The organism is Clostridium aceticum, from assembly GCF_001042715.1.
Taxonomy (GTDB): Bacteria; Bacillota; Clostridia; order Peptostreptococcales; family Natronincolaceae; genus Andreesenella; species Andreesenella acetica.
The window spans coordinates 3570302-3590005 of sequence record NZ_CP009687.1 but is presented as its reverse complement, the minus strand read 5'-3'; the positions used below and the strand labels follow the sequence as shown (position 1 = coordinate 3590005).

General features: G+C 35.6%; 13 protein-coding genes. 6 read left to right on the top strand and 7 right to left on the bottom strand.

All coding sequences use genetic code 11. The features are described 5' to 3' along the window. Positions 1-8 precede the first annotated feature (8 nt). From CACET_RS16485 to CACET_RS21010, 3 genes are all read right to left on the bottom strand, one after another. Positions 9-1166 (bottom strand): Ger(x)C family spore germination protein, encoded by a 1158-nt coding sequence (locus CACET_RS16485; RefSeq protein ID WP_044824253.1) that lies wholly within the window; start codon positions 1164-1166, stop codon positions 9-11. Between the two features lie 168 nt (positions 1167-1334). Next, positions 1335-2873: a spore germination protein gene (locus tag CACET_RS16480; RefSeq protein ID WP_144414797.1), complete on the bottom strand. Its 1539-nt coding sequence runs from the start codon at positions 2871-2873 to the stop codon at positions 1335-1337. Between the two features lie 55 nt (positions 2874-2928). Further along, positions 2929-3576, bottom strand: a complete 648-nt coding sequence (locus tag CACET_RS21010; protein WP_044824251.1) for a hypothetical protein — start codon at positions 3574-3576, stop codon at positions 2929-2931. A 403-nt stretch (positions 3577-3979) separates the two neighbouring features. On the opposite strand from CACET_RS21010, the gene glgB reads away from it, so the two are divergent. From glgB to CACET_RS16445, 6 genes are read left to right on the top strand one after another with little or no spacing between them, the layout of a single operon-like run. Continuing rightward, positions 3980-5911 carry a 1,4-alpha-glucan branching protein GlgB gene (glgB, locus tag CACET_RS16470; RefSeq protein WP_044824250.1) on the top strand — a complete coding sequence of 644 codons (1932 nt, stop codon included), beginning with the start codon at positions 3980-3982 and terminating at the stop codon, positions 5909-5911. A 47-nt stretch (positions 5912-5958) separates the two neighbouring features. After that, the gene (locus CACET_RS16465; protein ID WP_082058148.1) at positions 5959-7185 is read left to right on the top strand and encodes a glucose-1-phosphate adenylyltransferase; all 1227 of its coding nucleotides are present in this window, start codon (positions 5959-5961) and stop codon (positions 7183-7185) included. Positions 7186-7188: 3 nt separating this feature from the next. Further along, complete coding sequence (glgD, locus tag CACET_RS16460; RefSeq protein ID WP_044824249.1) at positions 7189-8304, top strand: glucose-1-phosphate adenylyltransferase subunit GlgD; 1116 nt, start codon at positions 7189-7191, stop codon at positions 8302-8304. An 18-nt stretch (positions 8305-8322) separates the two neighbouring features. Then, on the top strand, positions 8323-9768 hold the full coding sequence (glgA, locus tag CACET_RS16455) for a glycogen synthase GlgA (protein ID WP_044824248.1): 1446 nt from the start codon (positions 8323-8325) through the stop codon (positions 9766-9768). A gap of 45 nt (positions 9769-9813) precedes the next feature. Further along, positions 9814-12261: a glycogen/starch/alpha-glucan phosphorylase gene (locus CACET_RS16450; RefSeq protein WP_044824247.1), complete on the top strand. Its 2448-nt coding sequence runs from the start codon at positions 9814-9816 to the stop codon at positions 12259-12261. 21 nt (positions 12262-12282) lie between these two features. Continuing rightward, the gene (locus CACET_RS16445) at positions 12283-14223 is read left to right on the top strand and encodes a glycoside hydrolase family 13 protein (protein WP_044824246.1); all 1941 of its coding nucleotides are present in this window, start codon (positions 12283-12285) and stop codon (positions 14221-14223) included. Between the two features lie 23 nt (positions 14224-14246). On the opposite strand, the gene CACET_RS16440 is transcribed toward CACET_RS16445, so the two are convergent. The 4 genes from CACET_RS16440 to CACET_RS16425 all read right to left on the bottom strand — a co-directional run bounded on the left by CACET_RS16440 (position 14247) and on the right by CACET_RS16425 (position 19618). After that, positions 14247-14807, bottom strand: a complete 561-nt coding sequence (locus CACET_RS16440; RefSeq protein ID WP_044824245.1) for a rubrerythrin family protein — start codon at positions 14805-14807, stop codon at positions 14247-14249. A gap of 237 nt (positions 14808-15044) precedes the next feature. Continuing rightward, positions 15045-16910: a hypothetical protein gene (locus tag CACET_RS16435; protein ID WP_044824244.1), complete on the bottom strand. Its 1866-nt coding sequence runs from the start codon at positions 16908-16910 to the stop codon at positions 15045-15047. A gap of 30 nt (positions 16911-16940) precedes the next feature. Beyond that, positions 16941-18005: a S1C family serine protease gene (locus CACET_RS16430; protein ID WP_052661308.1), complete on the bottom strand. Its 1065-nt coding sequence runs from the start codon at positions 18003-18005 to the stop codon at positions 16941-16943. A gap of 164 nt (positions 18006-18169) precedes the next feature. Then, positions 18170-19618 (bottom strand): flavocytochrome c, encoded by a 1449-nt coding sequence (locus tag CACET_RS16425; RefSeq protein ID WP_044824243.1) that lies wholly within the window; start codon positions 19616-19618, stop codon positions 18170-18172. Positions 19619-19704 lie beyond the last annotated feature (86 nt).

Below are 19704 nucleotides of genomic sequence, written 5' to 3'. Positions count from 1 at the left end.
AACACCACCTATTGATTATGGGAGGGACGCAGTATTTGTCCAGATCCCTTAACTCTTGATTGAACACTAATTTCAACAGGACAGTTTCGAAAGATAGTGTCCCAGTCACCTTGTATTTCTTTCCATATATGGGGATATTTTTTATAAACCAGTTCACCAAAACCAAAAAAATCTGTTCCCAGTACATTTTGAGCTATATAAAATACATCTTCAATTTCTTGATAAATTACTTTTTCTTTTTGATTTTCCAGAAAAGCAATGCCCTCGGGATCTGTATAATCCTTTGGATTTTGCTGACCACCAATATTGCCCTCCTCTTCTATTTCAACAGTTAAGTGAAAGACATCTTCTACAAGATGTACATCCATTTTAGAATGAGTGCGAAGAATTTCCATAGAAAGCAATTCACCCTTCCTTCCTTCAGCAGGAACAACTAAAATACCACCCTTTACCTCCCCTATAACCCACAGATATCCTCTGGTTTCTAGAGGATCTAAAAAACCTATTAGCCTACCATACTGCAAAATTGCAACACCATCAATACGAAGATCTCTTACAACCTTAGGCTGCTCAACCGTTTTTTTAGATATGGTGGGTAAAATCAAATGGTTTCCAGGTCTATTAAGATCTTCAAAAACCTGAAATAAAAGCATTTTTCTAGAAGTACCTGTATGTTCAGTATTTTGTATGATGTCTACGATATGGACAGCGGGTAAAAGCTCCATAAGACTTCCTATCTCCAGCAACTCCTTTGCAGACATACCCTTAGTGACAACAGCTAAGGCCTGAGTTCTAAATTCATGATCTCTTTCTAAAAAATCAACAGCATGTTGGAGGTTTTTTTCAACAAGGCTTTCTCCAAAAACAACTAATTGTATATGACCAATATAGGGCTTGTTACTGGAGACCAGGTTAATTTTTCTTAGTGCCTCAAAAAGAGTTAAACCTGTCTCAGTATAAGAAACAATAGCATTTTCTTTACCAGAATCTTTATCTAACATTCTAGGCATTACCATCTGTACTGTTAACGCTATATTATCCTCCTCTACTATATCAATGCCCATAGCGATAACGATACCTAAATCGTTTATTTCCCTCTGGTTCCAACAACCTGTAAGAAGTAGCAGTAGCATTATAAAAATAATAAATACACTTATCTTTTTCATTAAAGCTCATACCCCCTTAATATTATGGCACTTTGTATTTCTTTTTCATAAGGGTTAAATTAATACAATTATTTCCAAAATCTTATTGAACTATTATTTTGCTAATGCTAAGGTCCTTCGACTCCCCTTTGCTTCCTTCAGGATGACAAATTATGCTTTAGGTTAACACTAATGATTTCTTTTTATAAAGATACTCCAAAGAGGAGCACGAATATAAGCATCTTGAAAGTTTTTATAGTGGGTGGGGGTTAAAGAATATAGATATTCCATGCCAAAGGATCTTAAATTACATATGTGAACAAAGATCATAACCAAGCCAAAAACAATGCCATAAAAACCTACGATGCTGGCTAAAGCCAACAAAAGAACCCTTGATAATAAAATAGCCTCATCAAGTGCTGGAACAACAAATCCCGCAATGGCAGTCAGAGCTACAACAATTACCATTAAAGGACTGGCTATCCCTGCTTCAACGGTAGCTTGTCCCAATACGATAGCTCCTACAATACTGATGGCTTGTCCTACAGGTCTAGGCATACGAATACCTGCTTCCTTCAACAACTCAAAGATGATAATCATCATGAGGGCTTCGGTAAAAGAAGAAAAAGGTATACCGTCTCTTGCAGAAGCAATGGACAAAAACAGTTTAAAGGGTATAATTTCTTGATGAAACGTTTGTACAGCTACATAAAAAGCCGGCAGTGTTACTGTAATAAATAGAGCTAAAAACCGTAGAATTCTCAACATAGAGGCATACCCCCATCGGATATAATAATCTTCACTGGTCTGCAAGTGCTCAACGAAAAGATGGGGAATTGTGAGGGCAAAGGGAGTACCATCACATAATATAGCAATTCTGCCCTCTAAAATCTTGCTTACAACTACATCTGGTTTTTCTGTATTTCCTACAGAGGGAAAAGGTGATAGGGGCTGATCCTCTATAAACTCCTCAATATAACCTGATTCTAAAACAGCGTCTATGCTGACTCTTTCTATACGAGCCTTTAATTCCCTTAAGATCTCTTCGTCTGCCAGACCCTCTATATAACAAATAGCCAGCTCTGTATTGGAATAAATGCCACGGGTAATAAATTCAAATTTTAATTTTGTGTTTTTCATTTTTCTACGAATCAATGTGATATTGGTGTACAAATCTTCATTAAAACCCTCCCTAGGACCCCGTACGACAGCTTCCCCAGAAGGTTCTGCTACACTTCTTGTTTCCCAGTTTTGGGCAGGAACGACGATAGCAGTGGGAGAATCCTCAATAAAGACAATGGCTGCTCCCTTTAATAACTGGAAAACTGTCTCATCTAGCTGTTTCACTGTGAAGGAGTTAACAGAGGTAATCACTTCACTTATTAAAGTATCTGCAATTGTTTTGCAGGTGATGTAATGTAATTGTTGTGTAATATCCTCCTTCATCAAAGGCTTTAGTACATTATCTTCTATAGCTTCCATGTGAATGAGACCGTCAATATAAGCAATAAAGGCTTTATGATTTTTATAGGTTTTGATCTTGAAGGGCCGAATGATCAAGCCTTCATTATTATGAAAAAATTCCTTAAGGCGATCCTCAATCCCCTCCATAGTAGAAGGTAGTTTTTCCTTCTTTGCTTGTGGATGTTCAGGAGAAAGATGGCGATTTACTGGAGAATATTTAAAATATTTTAATAGACGAATGGCTTTTCTAAATATAGGAATCACCTCAGTTGTTTTTTAAAAGGTATTAAAAGAAAAAGATAGTTTTATAGTGTATTATTTACTTTTCGGAAGAAGAAATCCCTTTTACAAACATTTTTTTGTTATTTTTTATAACTTCTTTAAAACCCATTTTAAGCAAATAACTTTTGTGTTTCTCAGTTATTGCATGACTATACAAATAGGTATAACCTAAATTCAAAAAGTAGTTTTTCTGATCTTCATAAATATACTTTCCTATCTTAAAGTCTCTATATTCTGGTATAACAAAATCTAACTGTACCAAGAGAGCATCTTCCTCATATTTTTCTCCTAAAAAAATTCCAGCAGGTACTAAATTTCTAAGAACATAAAATCCTACACTGTTTTCAGCAATACGAAAGTTGAATTGAGGAAGATACTTTTTTATATCTTCTTTATAAAAACTAAAAAAGTATTGAAGATATTCAGAATCAGGGTTGATAGGAAGTATTCGAAAATACTCCTTTACTTTATAGATTTTCGTTAAGTGGTAAATGTTAATGATGGTGATACATAAATTCACAATACCTACTGGTAAAGCACCTATGAGAAAACCATAAAGAGAAAATAAGATAGAACCTCCTAAGTTGATCCATCTTAATTTGGCAATAGAACTCATCAACAAAGAAATTAAAATTAAAATAGAAGCTGAATATCCTAGCCATTCTGCCCAATCAATATTTAACATAAAACTTTTCCTCCCATCATATTTTACGTAATTTCTTCATTATTATCATTTTCAATAGTTTATTCATAGGCGTTAACTTAATCCATAATTTGTCATCCTTCGCTACGCTCAGGATGACAGTTCAAGAGAATTTTAGTAATAATTATTTTAAGTTAACGCTAACGATAGTTTATTATAAGTATAAAATAATACAATTATTACCGAGTTCTTCTGGATGAGTATTCCAAGGGATAGAGAAAAATTTCAATGCCTCTAAACAAGCCTAAATAAGAAGGTTTTAAAAGTTTAACAAAAATATAATGAATGATTTGCCAATAAGTTTAATAAGATACCTACGGAAGTAAATTTTTATTATAGAAGGCAGTTGGGAGAAAAATAAAAGGGATAAGTGGGGGACAGCAAAATGAAAAAATATTCCAAAGAGGATCGTGATATTTATTTATTTCATGAAGGAACGTATTTTCAAAGCTACCAGATGATGGGGGCTCACTTGACAGAGGAGGAGAGTAAGAAGGGGGTACGTTTTACTGTATGGGGACCAAATGCAAAAGAAATCAAAGTGGTGGGAGACTTTAATCAGTGGCAGGGAAAGAATCATTCGATGGAAAGAAGCAAAGACTCATCTCTTTGGACAATTTTTGTAGAAGGATTGAAGAAGGGAGATTTATATAAATACCAGATACATACTGATGATGGTGAGAGGCTTTTAAAGAGCGATCCTTATGGTTTTTATGGAGAAGTAAGACCTAATACAGCTTCCGTGGTGTATCCATTAGAGGGATACAAATGGCAGGATGAAGTATGGCAAAGGAATAAGTGTAAAAAAAATAATTTGCAGGGACCTATGGTGATCTATGAAATACATCTAGGTTCTTGGAAGAGAAAAGAAAATGGAGATTTCTATAGTTATAGGGAAATAGCAGATGAACTAGCTGACTATGTCTGTGAGATGGGTTATACCCATGTAGAGCTTATGCCGATTATGGAACATCCCTTTGATGGGTCTTGGGGTTATCAAGTTGTAGGCTATTATGCTGTTACCAGTCGTTATGGTACTCCCCATGACTTTATGTATTTCGTGGATAAACTTCATCAAAAAGGTATAGGTGTTATTTTAGACTGGGTACCGGGACATTTTTGCAAAGATCAGCATGGTTTAATGGCATTTGACGGTAAACATGCTTATGAATATGAAGATTTTATAAAAGCAAATAACAAAGATTGGGGTACCTTGAACTTCGATTTAGGAAGGTTAGAAGTACATAGTTTTTTAATATCTAATGCTTTGTTTTGGTTAGATGTCTATCATATTGATGGACTAAGGGTAGATGCAGTAGCCAATATGCTGTACCTAGATTATGGCAAAAACTCAGGGGAGTGGAGGCCCAATCAATATGGAGGAAGAGAAAACTTAGAAGCCATAGAATTTATCAAGAAGTTAAACAAAACAGTATTTCAATACTTTCCTAATGCCCTTATGATGGCAGAAGAATCCACTCAGTGGCCTTTAGTAACAGCACCCACCTATATCGGGGGATTAGGATTTAATTATAAATGGAACATGGGATGGATGAACGATACATTACGCTATATGGAGATGGATCCTATACATAGAAAGTGGCATCATCATGCCCTTACTTTTTCAATGGTATATGCTTTTTCAGAAAACTTTCTCTTGCCTTTATCCCACGATGAAGTAGTGCATGGTAAAAAATCATTATTAAATAAAATGCCAGGAGACTATTGGCAGAAGTTTGCTAATTTAAGATCTTACTATGGTTATATGATGGGGCATCCAGGCAAAAAACTTATGTTTATGGGGACAGAATTCGGTCAATTTATCGAGTGGGATTTCAATAAAAGTTTAGATTGGGTGTTATTAAATTACGATATGCATAATAAACTTAAATATTATGTAAAAGATCTTCTGAAATTTTATAGAAAAGAAAAAAATCTTTGGCAGCAAGACCATACCACAGAAGGTTTTCAATGGATTGATCCCCATGATTATAGTCAAAGTGTGATCACCTTCATGAGGAAAGAGGAGAAAAGCTTTACCATTGTTCTCTGCAACTTCACACCGATACCAAGGCATAAGTATAGAATTGGTGTTCCAGTGAGGGGCATATATAAAGAAGTCTTCAACAGCGATTTAGAAATTTACGGAGGTACAGGAATGACAAATAGGCAAGAGTTAGCAGCTGACAATATAAAGTGGCATCAACAACAATATTCCTTGGAAGTAGAAGTGCCGCCTTTGGCTACCTTATTTATTAAGCTGGTAAGTGAAGACTCGGTTTCTTTGTGGGAGGATACGGTAGAAAAAAGTTTGTAGTTTGAAAAAAGTAACAAGGTGATAAACAGTTAAAGGAGGGAGACTTTTTGAAAGAAGAATGTGTTGCAATGCTTTTAGCTGGAGGGCAAGGAAGTAGATTAGGACTGTTAACAAAGAATATAGCAAAACCTGCGATACCCTTCGGAGGGAAATATAGGATTATTGATTTTACCCTAAGTAACTGTTCAAACTCAGGGATTCATACATTAGGGGTTTTAACACAATATGAACCACTGGTTCTAAATTCTTATATAGGAATTGGAGGGCCTTGGGACTTAGATAAAGAAGGGGGAGGGGTAAGCGTATTACCTCCTTATGTTACAAGTGATGGGGGGCACTGGTATAAAGGAACAGCCAATGCAGTTTATCAGAATATGGCATTTATTGATTATTATAACCCTAAGTATGTACTAATACTATCGGGAGATCATATTTACAAAATGAACTATGCTCTTATGTTGCAGGAGCACAAGAGAAAAAATGCTGATGCTACTATTTCGGTGATTCAAGTGCCTTGGGAGGAAACCCATAGATTCGGTATTATGAATACCAATGAAAAGGGACGGATTGTAGAGTTTCAAGAAAAACCAAAGGAAGCTATCAGTAATTTGGCTTCTATGGGCGTATATATTTTTAACTGGAGAAAATTGAAGAAACATTTAATAGAGGATGAGGAAGATAGAAAATCCCATAATGACTTTGGTAAAAACATTATACCTAAAATGTTGAGGGAGGGAGAAAAGCTTTATACCTATCACTTTGATGGCTATTGGAAGGATGTAGGAACCATAGAAAGTTTTTGGCAGGCTAATATGGACTTACTTTTACAAAAGGCACCATTAGATATTTTTGATAGGAACTGGAGGATTTATTCTGTCAATACCAGTCAACCACCTCAGTATGTTGCTGAATCTGGCAATCTTCAACAATCATTGGTTACAGATGGGTGCCAAATCTTTGGAGAAATTAATAATACAGTTATTTTTACAGGAGCGTATATAGGAAGTGGAACTGTTATAAAGGATTCTGTTATTATGGGTAACGCCTACATTGGCAAAGGCGTCACCATTGAAAAAGCAATCATTGGAGAAGATGTGACCATAGAAGACAATGTTTGTATTGGAACAGGCAGCAATCAGGGAAAAAAGATTACTGTTATAGGGCAAAAAGTTCGTATTAGTAAAGATACCCATATTGATGCTGGTGCACAAATAAGTAAGGACAGTTGCTCCTTGTTGAAGTCTAAAGATATGATGGCAAGGGAGGGGGCATAGTTTATGAGAAATGTGATGGGGATTATTAATGATATTAAGATTAAGAAGGATCTAAAAGAAATCGTAAGCCAGAGATCAACAGCAGCGGTGCCTTTTGGAGGCAGGTATAGAATGGTGGACTTTATATTATCCAATATGGTGAATTCTGGTATAAACAATGTAGGGATTTTTACCCAGCATCATAGCAGGTCCCTTATAGGTCATGTCAATACAGGCAAAGATTGGGGACTTCATAGTAAAAAAGATGGTCTTTTTATTTTACCTCCTACCCTCCAAAAAAGCACATCTGAAAAGAAATTGGGAGACCTGGACTACTTTTACGATCACATAGATTACCTTCAAAGAAGTAAGCAGGAGTATGTACTGATCAGCAGTAGTAATATACTCTATAAGTTAAATTATGAAAAAGTAAGAGATTATTATGAAGAAAAAAATGCAGATATAATAGTTTTGTATAAAAAAGATAAGGAAAACTTAACAAACACTAGATGTTTAGCCTTAAAAGTAGATCAACAAGATCTTATTACAGAGATGACAGTCAATAAAAGGAAAAATATAGATTGCTGTACTGCACTTGAAACTGTTTTTATGAAAAAATCTTTATTTTTAGAAATAATAGAAGAGTGTACTGCAAAGGGTTGCAGTGATTTTATAAAGGATGGAATCATTAAAAATATTCATAGGTATAATGTGTATGGTTATCAATACGAAGGTTATGTAGCCAATATAGATTGTGTAGCCAGTTACTATAAACATAGTATAGATTTGCTGACACCAGAGATTTGGAAGGAAGTATTCTTTAAAGAAGGATCTATTCGTACAAAAATCAATGACGAGGCTCCTGCTAAGTATGCCAAAAGCTGTGAAGTAAAAAATTCTTTAATAACAGAAGGTTGTATTATTGAAGGAAAAGTAATCAACAGTATTCTCTTTCGGGGAGTAAAGGTTCACAAAAACGCAGTGGTAAAAAATAGTATTCTGATGCAGAAAAATGAAATAGGGGAAAATGCCATCGTAGAAAATGCTATTTTAGATAAAGATGTAAAGATTACAACGGGGAAAATCATAAAGGGTGGAGAAAAAAATCCCATTCTTATAAGAAAAACACAGGTTATATAATGGAGGGGGAAACAAAAAATGAATATTCTCTTTGCTGCATCAGAGGCTGTACCCTTTGCTAAAACAGGGGGGTTAGGAGATGTAGTAGGTTCTTTGCCCTTAGCCCTAAAGGGGGAGGATATGGATGTGCGGGTGGTGATACCAAAGTATGATGCTATAGCCAAAACCTATAAAAAACAAATGAAATGGATCAAAAGTATCCATGTACCCGTAGGGTGGCGTAATCAATTTTGTGGTATTGAGATGTTAGAATATAGGGGCATTATTTTTTATTTTGTAGACAATGAATATTACTTTAAACGAGAAGGTCAGCCTTATGAATATTATGGTCACTATGATGATGCAGAGCGATATGCTTTTTTTTGTAAGAGCATACTAGCTATTTTACCCCATATTGATTTTAAACCAGATATTATCCATTGCCATGACTGGCAGACAGGAATGGTCAGTGCTCTTTTAAAAGCTCATTATCGTCAACAACCTTTTTATGAAAAAATAAAAACAGTATTTACGATTCATAATTTGAAGTATCAGGGATTATTTCCCCACGGTGTATTGGAGGATCTATTGGGATTAGGCAAAGACTATTTCCATCACGAAGGTGTGGAATATTACTATAATGTTAGTTATATCAAGGGGGGACTAAATTTTTCTGATTATATAACAACGGTTAGTCCTGCCTATGCTGAAGAAATACAAAGTCCTTATTATGGAGAAGGACTAGATGGGGTACTGTCTGCTAAAAAACATCAGTTAATGGGAATTATCAATGGTATAGATGATGAGGAATATAATCCAGAAACAGATGACTATCTTTTTAAGAAGTATAATATAGCAAGGATAGAAGATAAAGTGCTAAATAAATTAGAGTTGCAGAAAAAGTTGAAATTGCCTATCGGCGAGGGAATACCTATAATGGCAATTGTCTCAAGATTAGTAGAGCAAAAAGGACTAGATTTGATTGAACATGTTTTAGAAGAAATACTACAACTTGATTTACAACTAGTGATTTTAGGCACAGGAGATAATAAGTATCATAAACTGTTTAGTGACATAGCTATGAAATATCCTAATAAAGTAAGTGCAAATACATTCTTTGATAATGGATTGGCACATCAAATTTATGGTGCTTCTGATTTATTTTTGATGCCTTCTTTATTTGAACCCTGTGGATTAGGGCAATTGATCGCCTTACGTTATGGGAGTCTTCCAATCGTTAGGGAAACAGGAGGATTGAAGGATACGGTTAAATCCTACAATGAAGAGACAGGAGAGGGCAATGGTTTTAGTTTTGCCAACTATAATGCCCATGATATGTTATACACCATAAAAAGAGCTGTTAAGTTTTATCACGATAAGAAGGTTTGGGATGGTTTAGTAAAAAATGCCATGAAAAGTGATGTTAGTTGGAATCTTTCAGCAGATCAATACAAAAGCCTATACAATCGCTTGATAAATCAGTAAATCAAAGGCTGTTTACGTGACAAATATAATATATGGAGGTAGAAAATGAAAAAAAAAGAAATTCAAGTAGAGGATATTAAACATGCAATTGAATTAAAACTACAAACCCTCTTTGGCAGAAATTTAAAAAATGCCTCCAAGTCTCAATTATATAAGGCAGTAGCCACTGCTTTAAGAGATGACATTATGAAGAGCTGGGCTTATTCTAAAGAAAAGGTATTAGAGGAAAACGGAAAAGAACTCTATTATCTATCTATGGAGTTTTTGATGGGACGTTTTTTTCATAATAATCTAACAAATCTCATGTTGGAGGAAAAGGCAGAGATTGCCTGCAATGAATTAGAGATAGACCTAAAGGAAATTCAAGAAAGGGAACCAGATGCAGGGTTAGGAAACGGTGGTTTAGGCAGATTAGCTGCTTGTTTCTTAGATTCTTTAGCGACATTAGGACTATCGGGGCATGGAAATGGTATAAGATACGAGTATGGTTTGTTTAAACAAAAAATCATTGATGGTTATCAAGTGGAGATGCCGGACCCTTGGTTAGAAGATGGCAATGTGTGGGAGGTGGCTAAGCCTGAAGAGCCTGAGATGGTGTATTTTGGAGGAACTGTTGAAAAAGCCATAGAGAATGGCAAGTTGACTATCTTGCAGAAAAATTGCCAGTGTGTCAAGGCAATTCCCTATGATGTACCTATTGTGGGATACAGATCTAATGTCATCAATACTTTAAGATTGTGGGGAGCAAGGGCATTAAAACCACTAGATATGGGCCTCTTTGGAAAGGGACAGTATGTAGATGCGTTGGCAGAAAAAGAACTGGCAGAAGTGATTTCAAAGGTACTGTACCCAGAGGATAATCATGAAGAGGGAAGACATTTACGATTAAAACAACAGTACTTCTTTATTTCTGCTAGTGTGCAAAGTATCGTAAGAAAGTTTAAAAAAATAGGAAATGACATCCATGATCTACACAAAAAAACGGTAATTCATATTAATGATACCCACCCTACTTTAGCTATTCCCGAACTTATGAGGATTTTAATAGATCAAGAAGGCTTAGGTTGGGAGGAGGCTTGGGAGATTACAAGGCAAACTTTTGCCTATACCAATCATACTACTTTGCCAGAGGCGTTAGAAAAATGGCCTGAAGAACTAATCAAGCAGCTTTTGCCTAGAATTTATGATATCATTGATGAAATTAATGAAAGATTTTGTAGAGATTTATGGGAAAGATATCCTTACCAGTGGGATAAAATTAGTAAAATGGCGATTATATCCTATGGGGAAATTCATATGGCAAAGTTATGTATTGTAGGTTCTTTCTCTATCAATGGAGTAGCACAGCTCCACAGCGAGATATTAAAAAAAGATATATTTAAAGATTACTACGAGATCTACCCTGAAAAATTTACAAATATCACCAATGGTGTTACCCATAGAAGGTTTTTGCTAAGGGCAAATCCTAATTTAGCAGAGGCTATTACTGAAAAGATTGGAGATGGATGGATTACCGACTCCTTCCAGTTGAAGGAACTAGAAGCATCATGCAGAGATATAGCCTTCCAAGAGGAAGTTCGTAAGATCAGACAGAAAAATAAAGAAGAGCTGGCAAGATATGTTTTAGATAAGACACAAATCAAAATAGATCCTCACTCGATTTTTGATGCACAGGTGAAGCGGTTACACGAATATAAAAGACAATTGTTAAATGTACTTCATATTATGTATCTCTATAATCAATTGTTGGATCATCCTAAGGATGATATGTACCCTAGGACCTTCATTTTTGCTGCCAAGGCAGCACCAGGATATCATAAGGCTAAACTTATCATTAAGCTGATTCATTCAGTAGCGGATAAAATCAATAACGATAAAAGTATTGGTGATAAGTTAAAGCTAGTGTTTTTAGAGAATTATAGGGTTTCTTTGGCGGAAAAAATCATCCCTGCTTCGGATATAAGTAAACAGATTTCTACAGCAGGCAAAGAGGCCTCCGGAACAGGTAATATGAAATTTATGTTAAATGGTACACTGACAGTAGGAACCCTAGATGGAGCAAACATCGAAATGCATCAGCAGGTGGGATCTGAAAATATTTTTATTTTTGGAGCTACAGCAGAAGAACTTGAAAAAGAGCGAAAAGAAAAGAACTATCAACCTTATGAAATATATCAAAAAAATCATGGTCTAAAACGGGTGATCGACCAGCTTATTAATGGTTTTATAGAACCAGAGCATCCAGATATTTTTAGAGAGATTTATCAAGATCTACTTTATGGTTACGGGGGGGCGGCAGACCCATATTTTATTCTAAAGGACTTTGAATCCTATTGTGCCGTTAATAAAAAAGCTGAGGGAATTTATAAAAAACCTGAAAGCTGGTGGGAAAAGTCTATTATTAATATTGCTAATGCAGGATATTTTTCTAGTGATAGAACTATAGAGGAATACAATGAAAAGATTTGGAGACTGAAAAAGCATGATTTTTAAAATAAAAAAGCAGGTGATGTTATGAAGCCACTTGAAGCCTTCCATAATTCCCATGAAAATTTTTATCGCAGCCCCTTTGGGGCTGTTGCTTGTAATCAAGAGGTAAATATTAGATTAAGGGTGAGTAATAAAGAGACAGTTAGGGGAGTTTATATAAAACTTTTTAACACTAAAATAGGTGAAGAGATAGTGCCTATGGATTTTTATCAAGAGATAGAAGGGAAGAAAATATATCAGATAAAGGTCAGAACGCCTTCATTTCCGTGTCTGTTATATTATTGCTTTGTTATAGAGACAGCTTCAAAGAATTATTATTATGGTAATAATGAAGGTGGTTTTGGAGGTGAAGGTCTATTGAAGGAGGAGGAGCCTCCTAAGTATCAAATCACTGTTCATAAAGAAGATGTTTCTGTGCCCCAGTGGTTTAAGGAAGGGATTATTTACCAGATTTTTCCTGATCGGTTTTATAGAGAAGAAGGTCAGCTATTAGAAATAAAGAAAGATTCTTTTATCTATAGTAGTTGGAGGGATACCCCTATGTATATTAGGGACGGCGGCAGTAATGAAATAGCGAGATGGGATTTTTTTGGCGGGAATCTATTGGGCATTATGAGAAAGCTGACTTATTTGAAGGAATTGGGTATTAGTACGATTTACTTGAATCCTATTTTTAAGTCCCCCAGCAATCATCGCTATGATGTCTCTGACTATAAAACCATCGATCCTTTATTGGGAAATAATAAGATATTTGAGAAATTGTGTTCAGCAGCAGAAGCTTTAGGGATCGTTGTTATACTAGACGGTGTATTTAGTCATACAGGCAGTGATAGCATTTATTTTAATAAAGAAGGTAACTATCCTACTTTAGGTGCTTATCAAGGTGAGGCATCTCCTTATTATTCATGGTACCGATTTCATGAATTTCCTGATAAATATGATTGTTGGTGGGGAATTACCAATATGCCTAATGTCAACGAGATGGAAGCCCCCTATAGAAACTTTATTATAGAAGCAGAAGATAGTGTTTTAAGATATTGGATAGACTTAGGAGCTAAAGGCTGGCGATTGGACGTGGCAGATGAACTTCCAGATGCCTTTATTAAAGTATTTAAAAAGACCTTGAAGGAAGCAGATCAAGATGCCATCTTGATTGGGGAGGTGTGGGAGGACGCTTCTAATAAAATAAGCTACGGAGAAAAAAGGGAATACCTACTAGGGGAAGAGCTAGATTCTGTGATGAACTATCCCTTTAGAGAAGCAGTATTGGATTTCTTTACAGAGAAAATTTCAGCAGAAGATCTAAATAAAAGGCTGATGACGCTTTATGAAAATTATCCTAAGGAATATTTTTATAGTATGATGAACTTGATTGGCAGTCATGATGTGCCAAGAATTTTAACCTTATTGGGGAAACCCTATGTAGAGAATCATATTACCCAAAGAGAAAAAGAAAAACAAAAACTCAATGAAGAAGAAAGAAGGCTAGCTGTAAAAAGGTTAAAACTTCTGGCTTTATTTCAAATGACCTTTCCAGGTGTTCCTTCTATTTATTATGGTGATGAAGTTGGTATGGAGGGTTTAGAGGACCCACTGAACAGAAGGACCTATCCATGGGGTGAAGAAGATAAAGATTTATTACAATGGTATAAAAAGGTTATTTCACTTCGCAATAAAAATGATGTTTTTAAAAGTGGCGAATGGCTGCCTCTATATAATCATGAAGGGGTTTATGGTTTTATAAGAGAAAATCATCATCATCAGGCTTTAATTTTCTTTAATAGAAGTGAGAAGGAAAACCACAAAATCCTTATAGACACAAGGGACAAAGTAAAAACTCTTCAATTGAAGGATATGTTTCACCATCATGAAGAGATCTATATAGAAAACAGTATAGAAATTGAATTAAAACCTTTAGAGGGTAGAGTATTCTTAGGGAAAAAAATTAAGTCAGCCTATTTCTAATGAAGAGGCTGACTTTTATAGATTTAAGCTGCAAATATTTTATAAGCTTCTTTTTTAGCACCACATATAGGGCATTGGTCAGGTAAGCCATCGGTAGTTGTATGACCGCATACATTACAAACATGTACATCATTTATATCCATGTCTTTTCCTTGACGAGCTACATCCTGTGCAGCCTTGAAAAGAGTAGCATGTACTTTTTCTGCTTCTAAAGCGTAATGGAAGGCCCTTTCTGCTCCCTTTTCATTTTGAAAACGGGCAGTTTCTAAGTAAACAGGGTACATTTGCTCTATTTCATGAAGTTCTCCATCAATACCGCCTTGAAGATTTTCTACAGTATTTCCTATACCGAAGATAGCACCTGCAGGTACGGTGAAGTCACCCTTCTGTTCCTTTAGTTCTCTAAAATGATTATCAGCATGAGCATATTCAGCATAGGCAATAGCCCTAAAGAGTCTACCTATATTAGGCATCTTTTCCTTATCTGCTACATCAGCCCAAATAAGGTAACGCATATGCGCCATACTTTCTCCACCATAGGCAGATCTTAAAAAGTCTGCTGTCATTGCATTTTGTACCGCCATGATAAAACTCCTCCTTGGAAATTCATTATATTCCTTCAACTTATGCAATTTTTCTAGTTGTTTCAGTGAAAGGCTTAGTTATTGCACAGTTCAAGACACTAGTTATCATTATTGTCTAAACACTGCTGATTTATACAAAATAGAAGGTGACTTCTTGAGGATGACAAACTATGGATTAAGTTAATGCTAATGATTGGACAATAAAAATAGGGGAGAATTTTTCTCCCCTATGCTTAACTATTTATCTTGGAATTCACTGAGTTTATGTTGATGCCAGTTTTTAATCTTTGGGCTATAGTTGATGCCATTAATTTGTGTATTCTTCCAAACTTTTTCCATCTCAGCTTTTGTATAGGCTGTAGTATTTGCCAAAGGTATGGACACCGTTTGTGTGTATAAGTCATTTCCAACTTTTATCATATAGGTGTATTGATTGTTTAATTGATTGTAATCATAAGATTTCGTTGCATTATTTTCAGCAAATTCATTCATCCCAGCAAGATCATACTCCGTTATAATTCTATAAAGTTTTACTGATTCTACTGCTGTAGAGGACACATCAACTGAAGCCAACCCTATACGGACTTCATCTCGGTCCAATAGATTTTTTACGTAATCATGAATACTGTCCTCAATACCTCTGGTATCAAAACCCGCCATCATCATCAAGTTCAGATTGTTGCCAGTTTGGTAGGCATTAACACTTTCTTGATTGCTTATGTGACCGTAATAGTATTTATCGTAATAATCATAGTAGCCATAATAATTACCGCTATAAAAATTATCGTAGGTATGCCACTTTCTCGTTAAGGTGGCTTTAAAATTATATTTCTTTGTTTTTATTTCCTTTGAAGCATTCCAGTTAATAAGATCAGTAGGATCTAGGATTTTACCTAAATACTTACTGTGCTGATTTGTAAGTTTAAAGGACTTCAGCATACTTTCAAAAGCTTCCTTGGTTTTGGGTTCCTTATACTTGTTATCAGAGATACTAGCAACGACACGGTATTTATAGCCTTTTCCTATAACATATAATGTATCTACTATATAAGGATTTTGTGGGGCGGTACTATACTTCACCTTTACACGATAACCTTCCACATCCCCCAAGGTAACTTTTTCTGTTAATAGTATTTCATAGACTTTGTCATTATAGTTTTGTTGGAGTTGCTCTATTTCTTGACGTCCCCATATTTCAGCAGTTTCGTTAGCTGCTGCAGAACTTACTAAACTTACAGAAATCCCCTCTCTAAAGGGTAGATAATGATCTAGGAGTGTTTGGGATTCTTGTGCTTCTTCATTTTTTTCATTTCCATAAATCTCTTCGTGGCTATAGACAGCAGTAAATTGCTGTACTCTTGCATTGGAAATTCCTTCTTCTTTCCAGTAAGGATTCACAGTGATTTCCCAACCATAGCTGGTATTTTCGTATAATCTAGGCTCACTGACGGAGTCTGATAATTCCTTAATATAAGGATTGTTTTCATCATAATCCAGTATAAAAGAAGAGGCTAATTTGCTAAACATCTCTGGGTTCTCTCGATAATATCTTCCTTCCATTCTTATTTCCAGGTTATATATGTAGTCATTCTTAATATAAATGCGATTTTCAATATAGGAACTAAATTCTTCTGCGGCAGCATCTACTAGGTAGTAGTCATAGTAGGGGTCCATTTTTATAATACGAATATGCTTTTCTCCATGATCATCCTGTTGGATATTAAATGTAAATTCTTTTTGGGAGTAATACCAATAGTAATTAAAATCATTGGTATTCATTTGTTTACTATATAAGATATCTTCTAGGCTATATTTTTGTTCATTTTTGATGACTTCTAAAGAAACCTGAGACTTATAACTATCGGTAGACATATTGAAATAGTTTACTCTATCAGACTTATATACAACTGCATCATCTGGCAAATGCATAGACCATTTAAAAATACGGCTTCCTACTTCTGTCTTCATTCGATCTTTTGTATTAGAAAAGACTTCATATAAGTCGATGACCCCATCTTCAAGGGCATATGCAAAAGAAGGGATTGATGCTATAAAAATAGATAAACAAAGGACTAGAACTATAGTACACTTTTTATATTTCAATGATTTCAACTCCATTCCTATAATATTATCTTAAGGACGTTCCTTTAAGATGACTTTGATATCAAAAGATTTATCTTCCCTAGAGAAAGTCAGTGTCACTTCATCCCCCGGCAGATGTTTTTTCAGTATCTCGTTGTAGGCAGCGATGGAAGAGGTTCTTATACCATCAATAGCCTCCAGCATATCCCCCTCCTGTATCTCACTAGAGGATACCACCGCATCATTTCTCAGGGTAACAACCCTAAGACCTTGGGTTGTTGGGATTCCTAACATTGCCGCCCAGTTTTCTTCAAATTGTATGCCGGTATAGCATCTTTTTATTCTACCAAACTGCTTATAATGCTCTAAAAAATAGGAAACATTTTCCACAGGAATAGCAAAGTTCATACCTGAATAATACATATAACCTAAAGTGTTGATACCCACAAGCCTTCCCTCCATGTTTATTAAAGGACCGCCACTATTGCCAGGGTTGATAGAAGCATCTGTTTGTAGATAGGTATAGGTCTGATCTACGGGACGATTTAAACCGCTGATGATACCCCTGCTGGCACTGTTTCTATAACTAAAATAGAGGGGAGTTCCTATAGCAATAACTGTATTGCCAACCTTAACATTATCAACACTCTCTAGTTCCACAGGCTTCAAATTATCTTTATTAATTTTAATCAGAGCTAAATCAATCTCATCATCACTATATAAAAGCTGCGCCCTATAGGCGTTACCATCGTACATGACAACGTAAATTTCCTCCATATCTTTTACTACATGATTGTTGGTAATAATCTGTCCGTTGGAGGAGACAATCACACCGGATCCATGTTGTAGGTTATTTGGCATTTTTGAATATATGTAATCTTGTTGTCTGTAGGTTTTATTTCTGCCTATAACCGCCACTACAGATTGGTTGATTTCATCAATGAGTTTTGCGATTCGAAAATCTTCATTTTCCTGTTCAATCATTTCTTCAACAACATTTCTAACCAACTCCTGAATACTTTGTTGCGTAGGTGCAGTAGTAGCTTCAGCAAAGACCGTGAATGATTGAGTAAAAACAATGGCAATCATCGTAATAAGTACAGCAATTTTTTTCAAAAAAAATACCTCCTCTTAAAATTAGTGAAAACTTAAAAACATCAAATAATATATATTTAAAATCTATACCAATATAAGGAAAAAGTCAAGAAAAGTTGGTGTGTATTTGAAACAAAGAAAGACCTATAGAGAGGGGGATCTCTATAGGTCTTTCAATGAATTTATTATAAATCTGAACCAGCAGACTTACCAGCTAATCTACCAAATACGATTAAATCTGCTAAAGCATTTCCACCTAGTCTATTACCACCGTGAACACCACCAGTTACTTCACCTGCAGCATATAAACCAGAGATTGGTGTACCTTCGTTATCTAATACTTGTCCTAGGGCATTGATTCTTAAACCACCCATAGTGTGATGAACAGCAGGACCTACTTCGATTGCATAGAATTTACTGTTTTCAAGAGATCTTGGCATATCATCTCTGCCGAAATCTTGATCGTCACCTGCAGCTACATAACCGTTGTAAGCTTCAACGGTAGCTGTTAAGTTCTCAGCATCTATTCCTAAAGCTTCTGCTAGTTCCTCAATACTATCAGCTTCAGTAGTAAATCCTTGACGGATATATCCTTCAATTGCACTTAGACTCTCTCTGATACCTTCGTCAAAGAATAAGAAGGCAGTTTGTTCTTCTTGCTCTAATGTAGCCTCTGAAACTACATCTCTTGTTCCTAGTTCATTCACAAAACGTTGACCATCTCTGTTGATTAAGATAGCACCATTACCTCTTACGGCTTCGGTAATCATATAACCATTGTCTGGAACTACTGTAGGATGTGTTTGGATTTCAACCATATCTACAAGGTCAGCACCAACAGCTACAGCCATAGAAATACCATCACCAGTAGCACCAGGGTGGTTGGTTGTACCAAAACCATCTAAAGCTGCATCATACTCTGTAATCATTGTAGTATTAGAGCCAAAACCACCAGTTGCTACAATGACAGCGGTTGCTTCTATAGTAAACTCATTGTTATTTTTATCTTTAGCAATAATTCCTTTGATTTCTCCATCTTCAGTTAGAATTTCTAAAGCTGTTGTTTCGGTTAAGATTTCGATACCTTTTTCTTCAGCAGCTTCTTTCAATACTTGAACAAGATGAGCACCTACAGGAGCACCACCAGTAGGTCGGTGGGATCTGTTTTGACTTGCTCCAGCCATTCTTCCAACGTCACTTAAATCTGCACCTAGTTCAATCAACCATTCAACAGCTTCAGCAGCTTGACTTGTCAATGCTTCTACCAATTCAGGATCGTTTTTTTCATAACCACCCTTCATTGTATCTTCATAATGAGATGCCACACTATCTTCTATTCCTATGGCAGCTTGTGAAGAAGTACCAGCTGCATTTAAACCACCAGTAGCTCTAAGGGTATTACCACCCACCATAGGCATTTTTTCCACAACAATAACTTCTTTGCCAGCATCATTTGCTTCAATAGCAGCAGATAGCCCAGCACCACCAGAACCGATAACAACGATATCTGTTGACTTATTTTCAGCAGTATCTGAAGCAGGCTCACTTACTTCTTGACTTGAACAACCAATAAGAGCAGTTAAAATAAGTGTCAATACGAGAGCAAGGGAAATAACTTTAAATGACTTTTTCATAAAACAACCTCCTTGTTTGTGTATTAATTAACGAAATTAATATTATCACACTTAAGAAGGGATGTTAACGTTTTGTTAATTTTGTT

Bases quoted from the DNA above. Each gene is read 5' to 3' on its own strand.
- CACET_RS16485 (WP_044824253.1), bottom strand. From the start codon at position 1,166: ATGAAAAAGATAAGTGTATTTATTATTTTTATAATGCTACTGCTACTT.
- CACET_RS21010 (WP_044824251.1), bottom strand. From the start codon at position 3,576: ATGTTAAATATTGATTGGGCAGAATGGCTAGGATATTCAGCTTCTATT.
- glgB (WP_044824250.1), top strand. From the start codon at position 3,980: ATGAAAAAATATTCCAAAGAGGATCGTGATATTTATTTATTTCATGAA.
- glgD (WP_044824249.1), top strand. From the start codon at position 7,189: ATGAGAAATGTGATGGGGATTATTAATGATATTAAGATTAAGAAGGAT.
- glgA (WP_044824248.1), top strand. From the start codon at position 8,323: ATGAATATTCTCTTTGCTGCATCAGAGGCTGTACCCTTTGCTAAAACA.
- CACET_RS16450 (WP_044824247.1), top strand. From the start codon at position 9,814: ATGAAAAAAAAAGAAATTCAAGTAGAGGATATTAAACATGCAATTGAA.
- CACET_RS16445 (WP_044824246.1), top strand. From the start codon at position 12,283: ATGAAGCCACTTGAAGCCTTCCATAATTCCCATGAAAATTTTTATCGC.
- CACET_RS16440 (WP_044824245.1), bottom strand. From the start codon at position 14,807: ATGGCGGTACAAAATGCAATGACAGCAGACTTTTTAAGATCTGCCTAT.
- CACET_RS16425 (WP_044824243.1), bottom strand. From the start codon at position 19,618: ATGAAAAAGTCATTTAAAGTTATTTCCCTTGCTCTCGTATTGACACTT.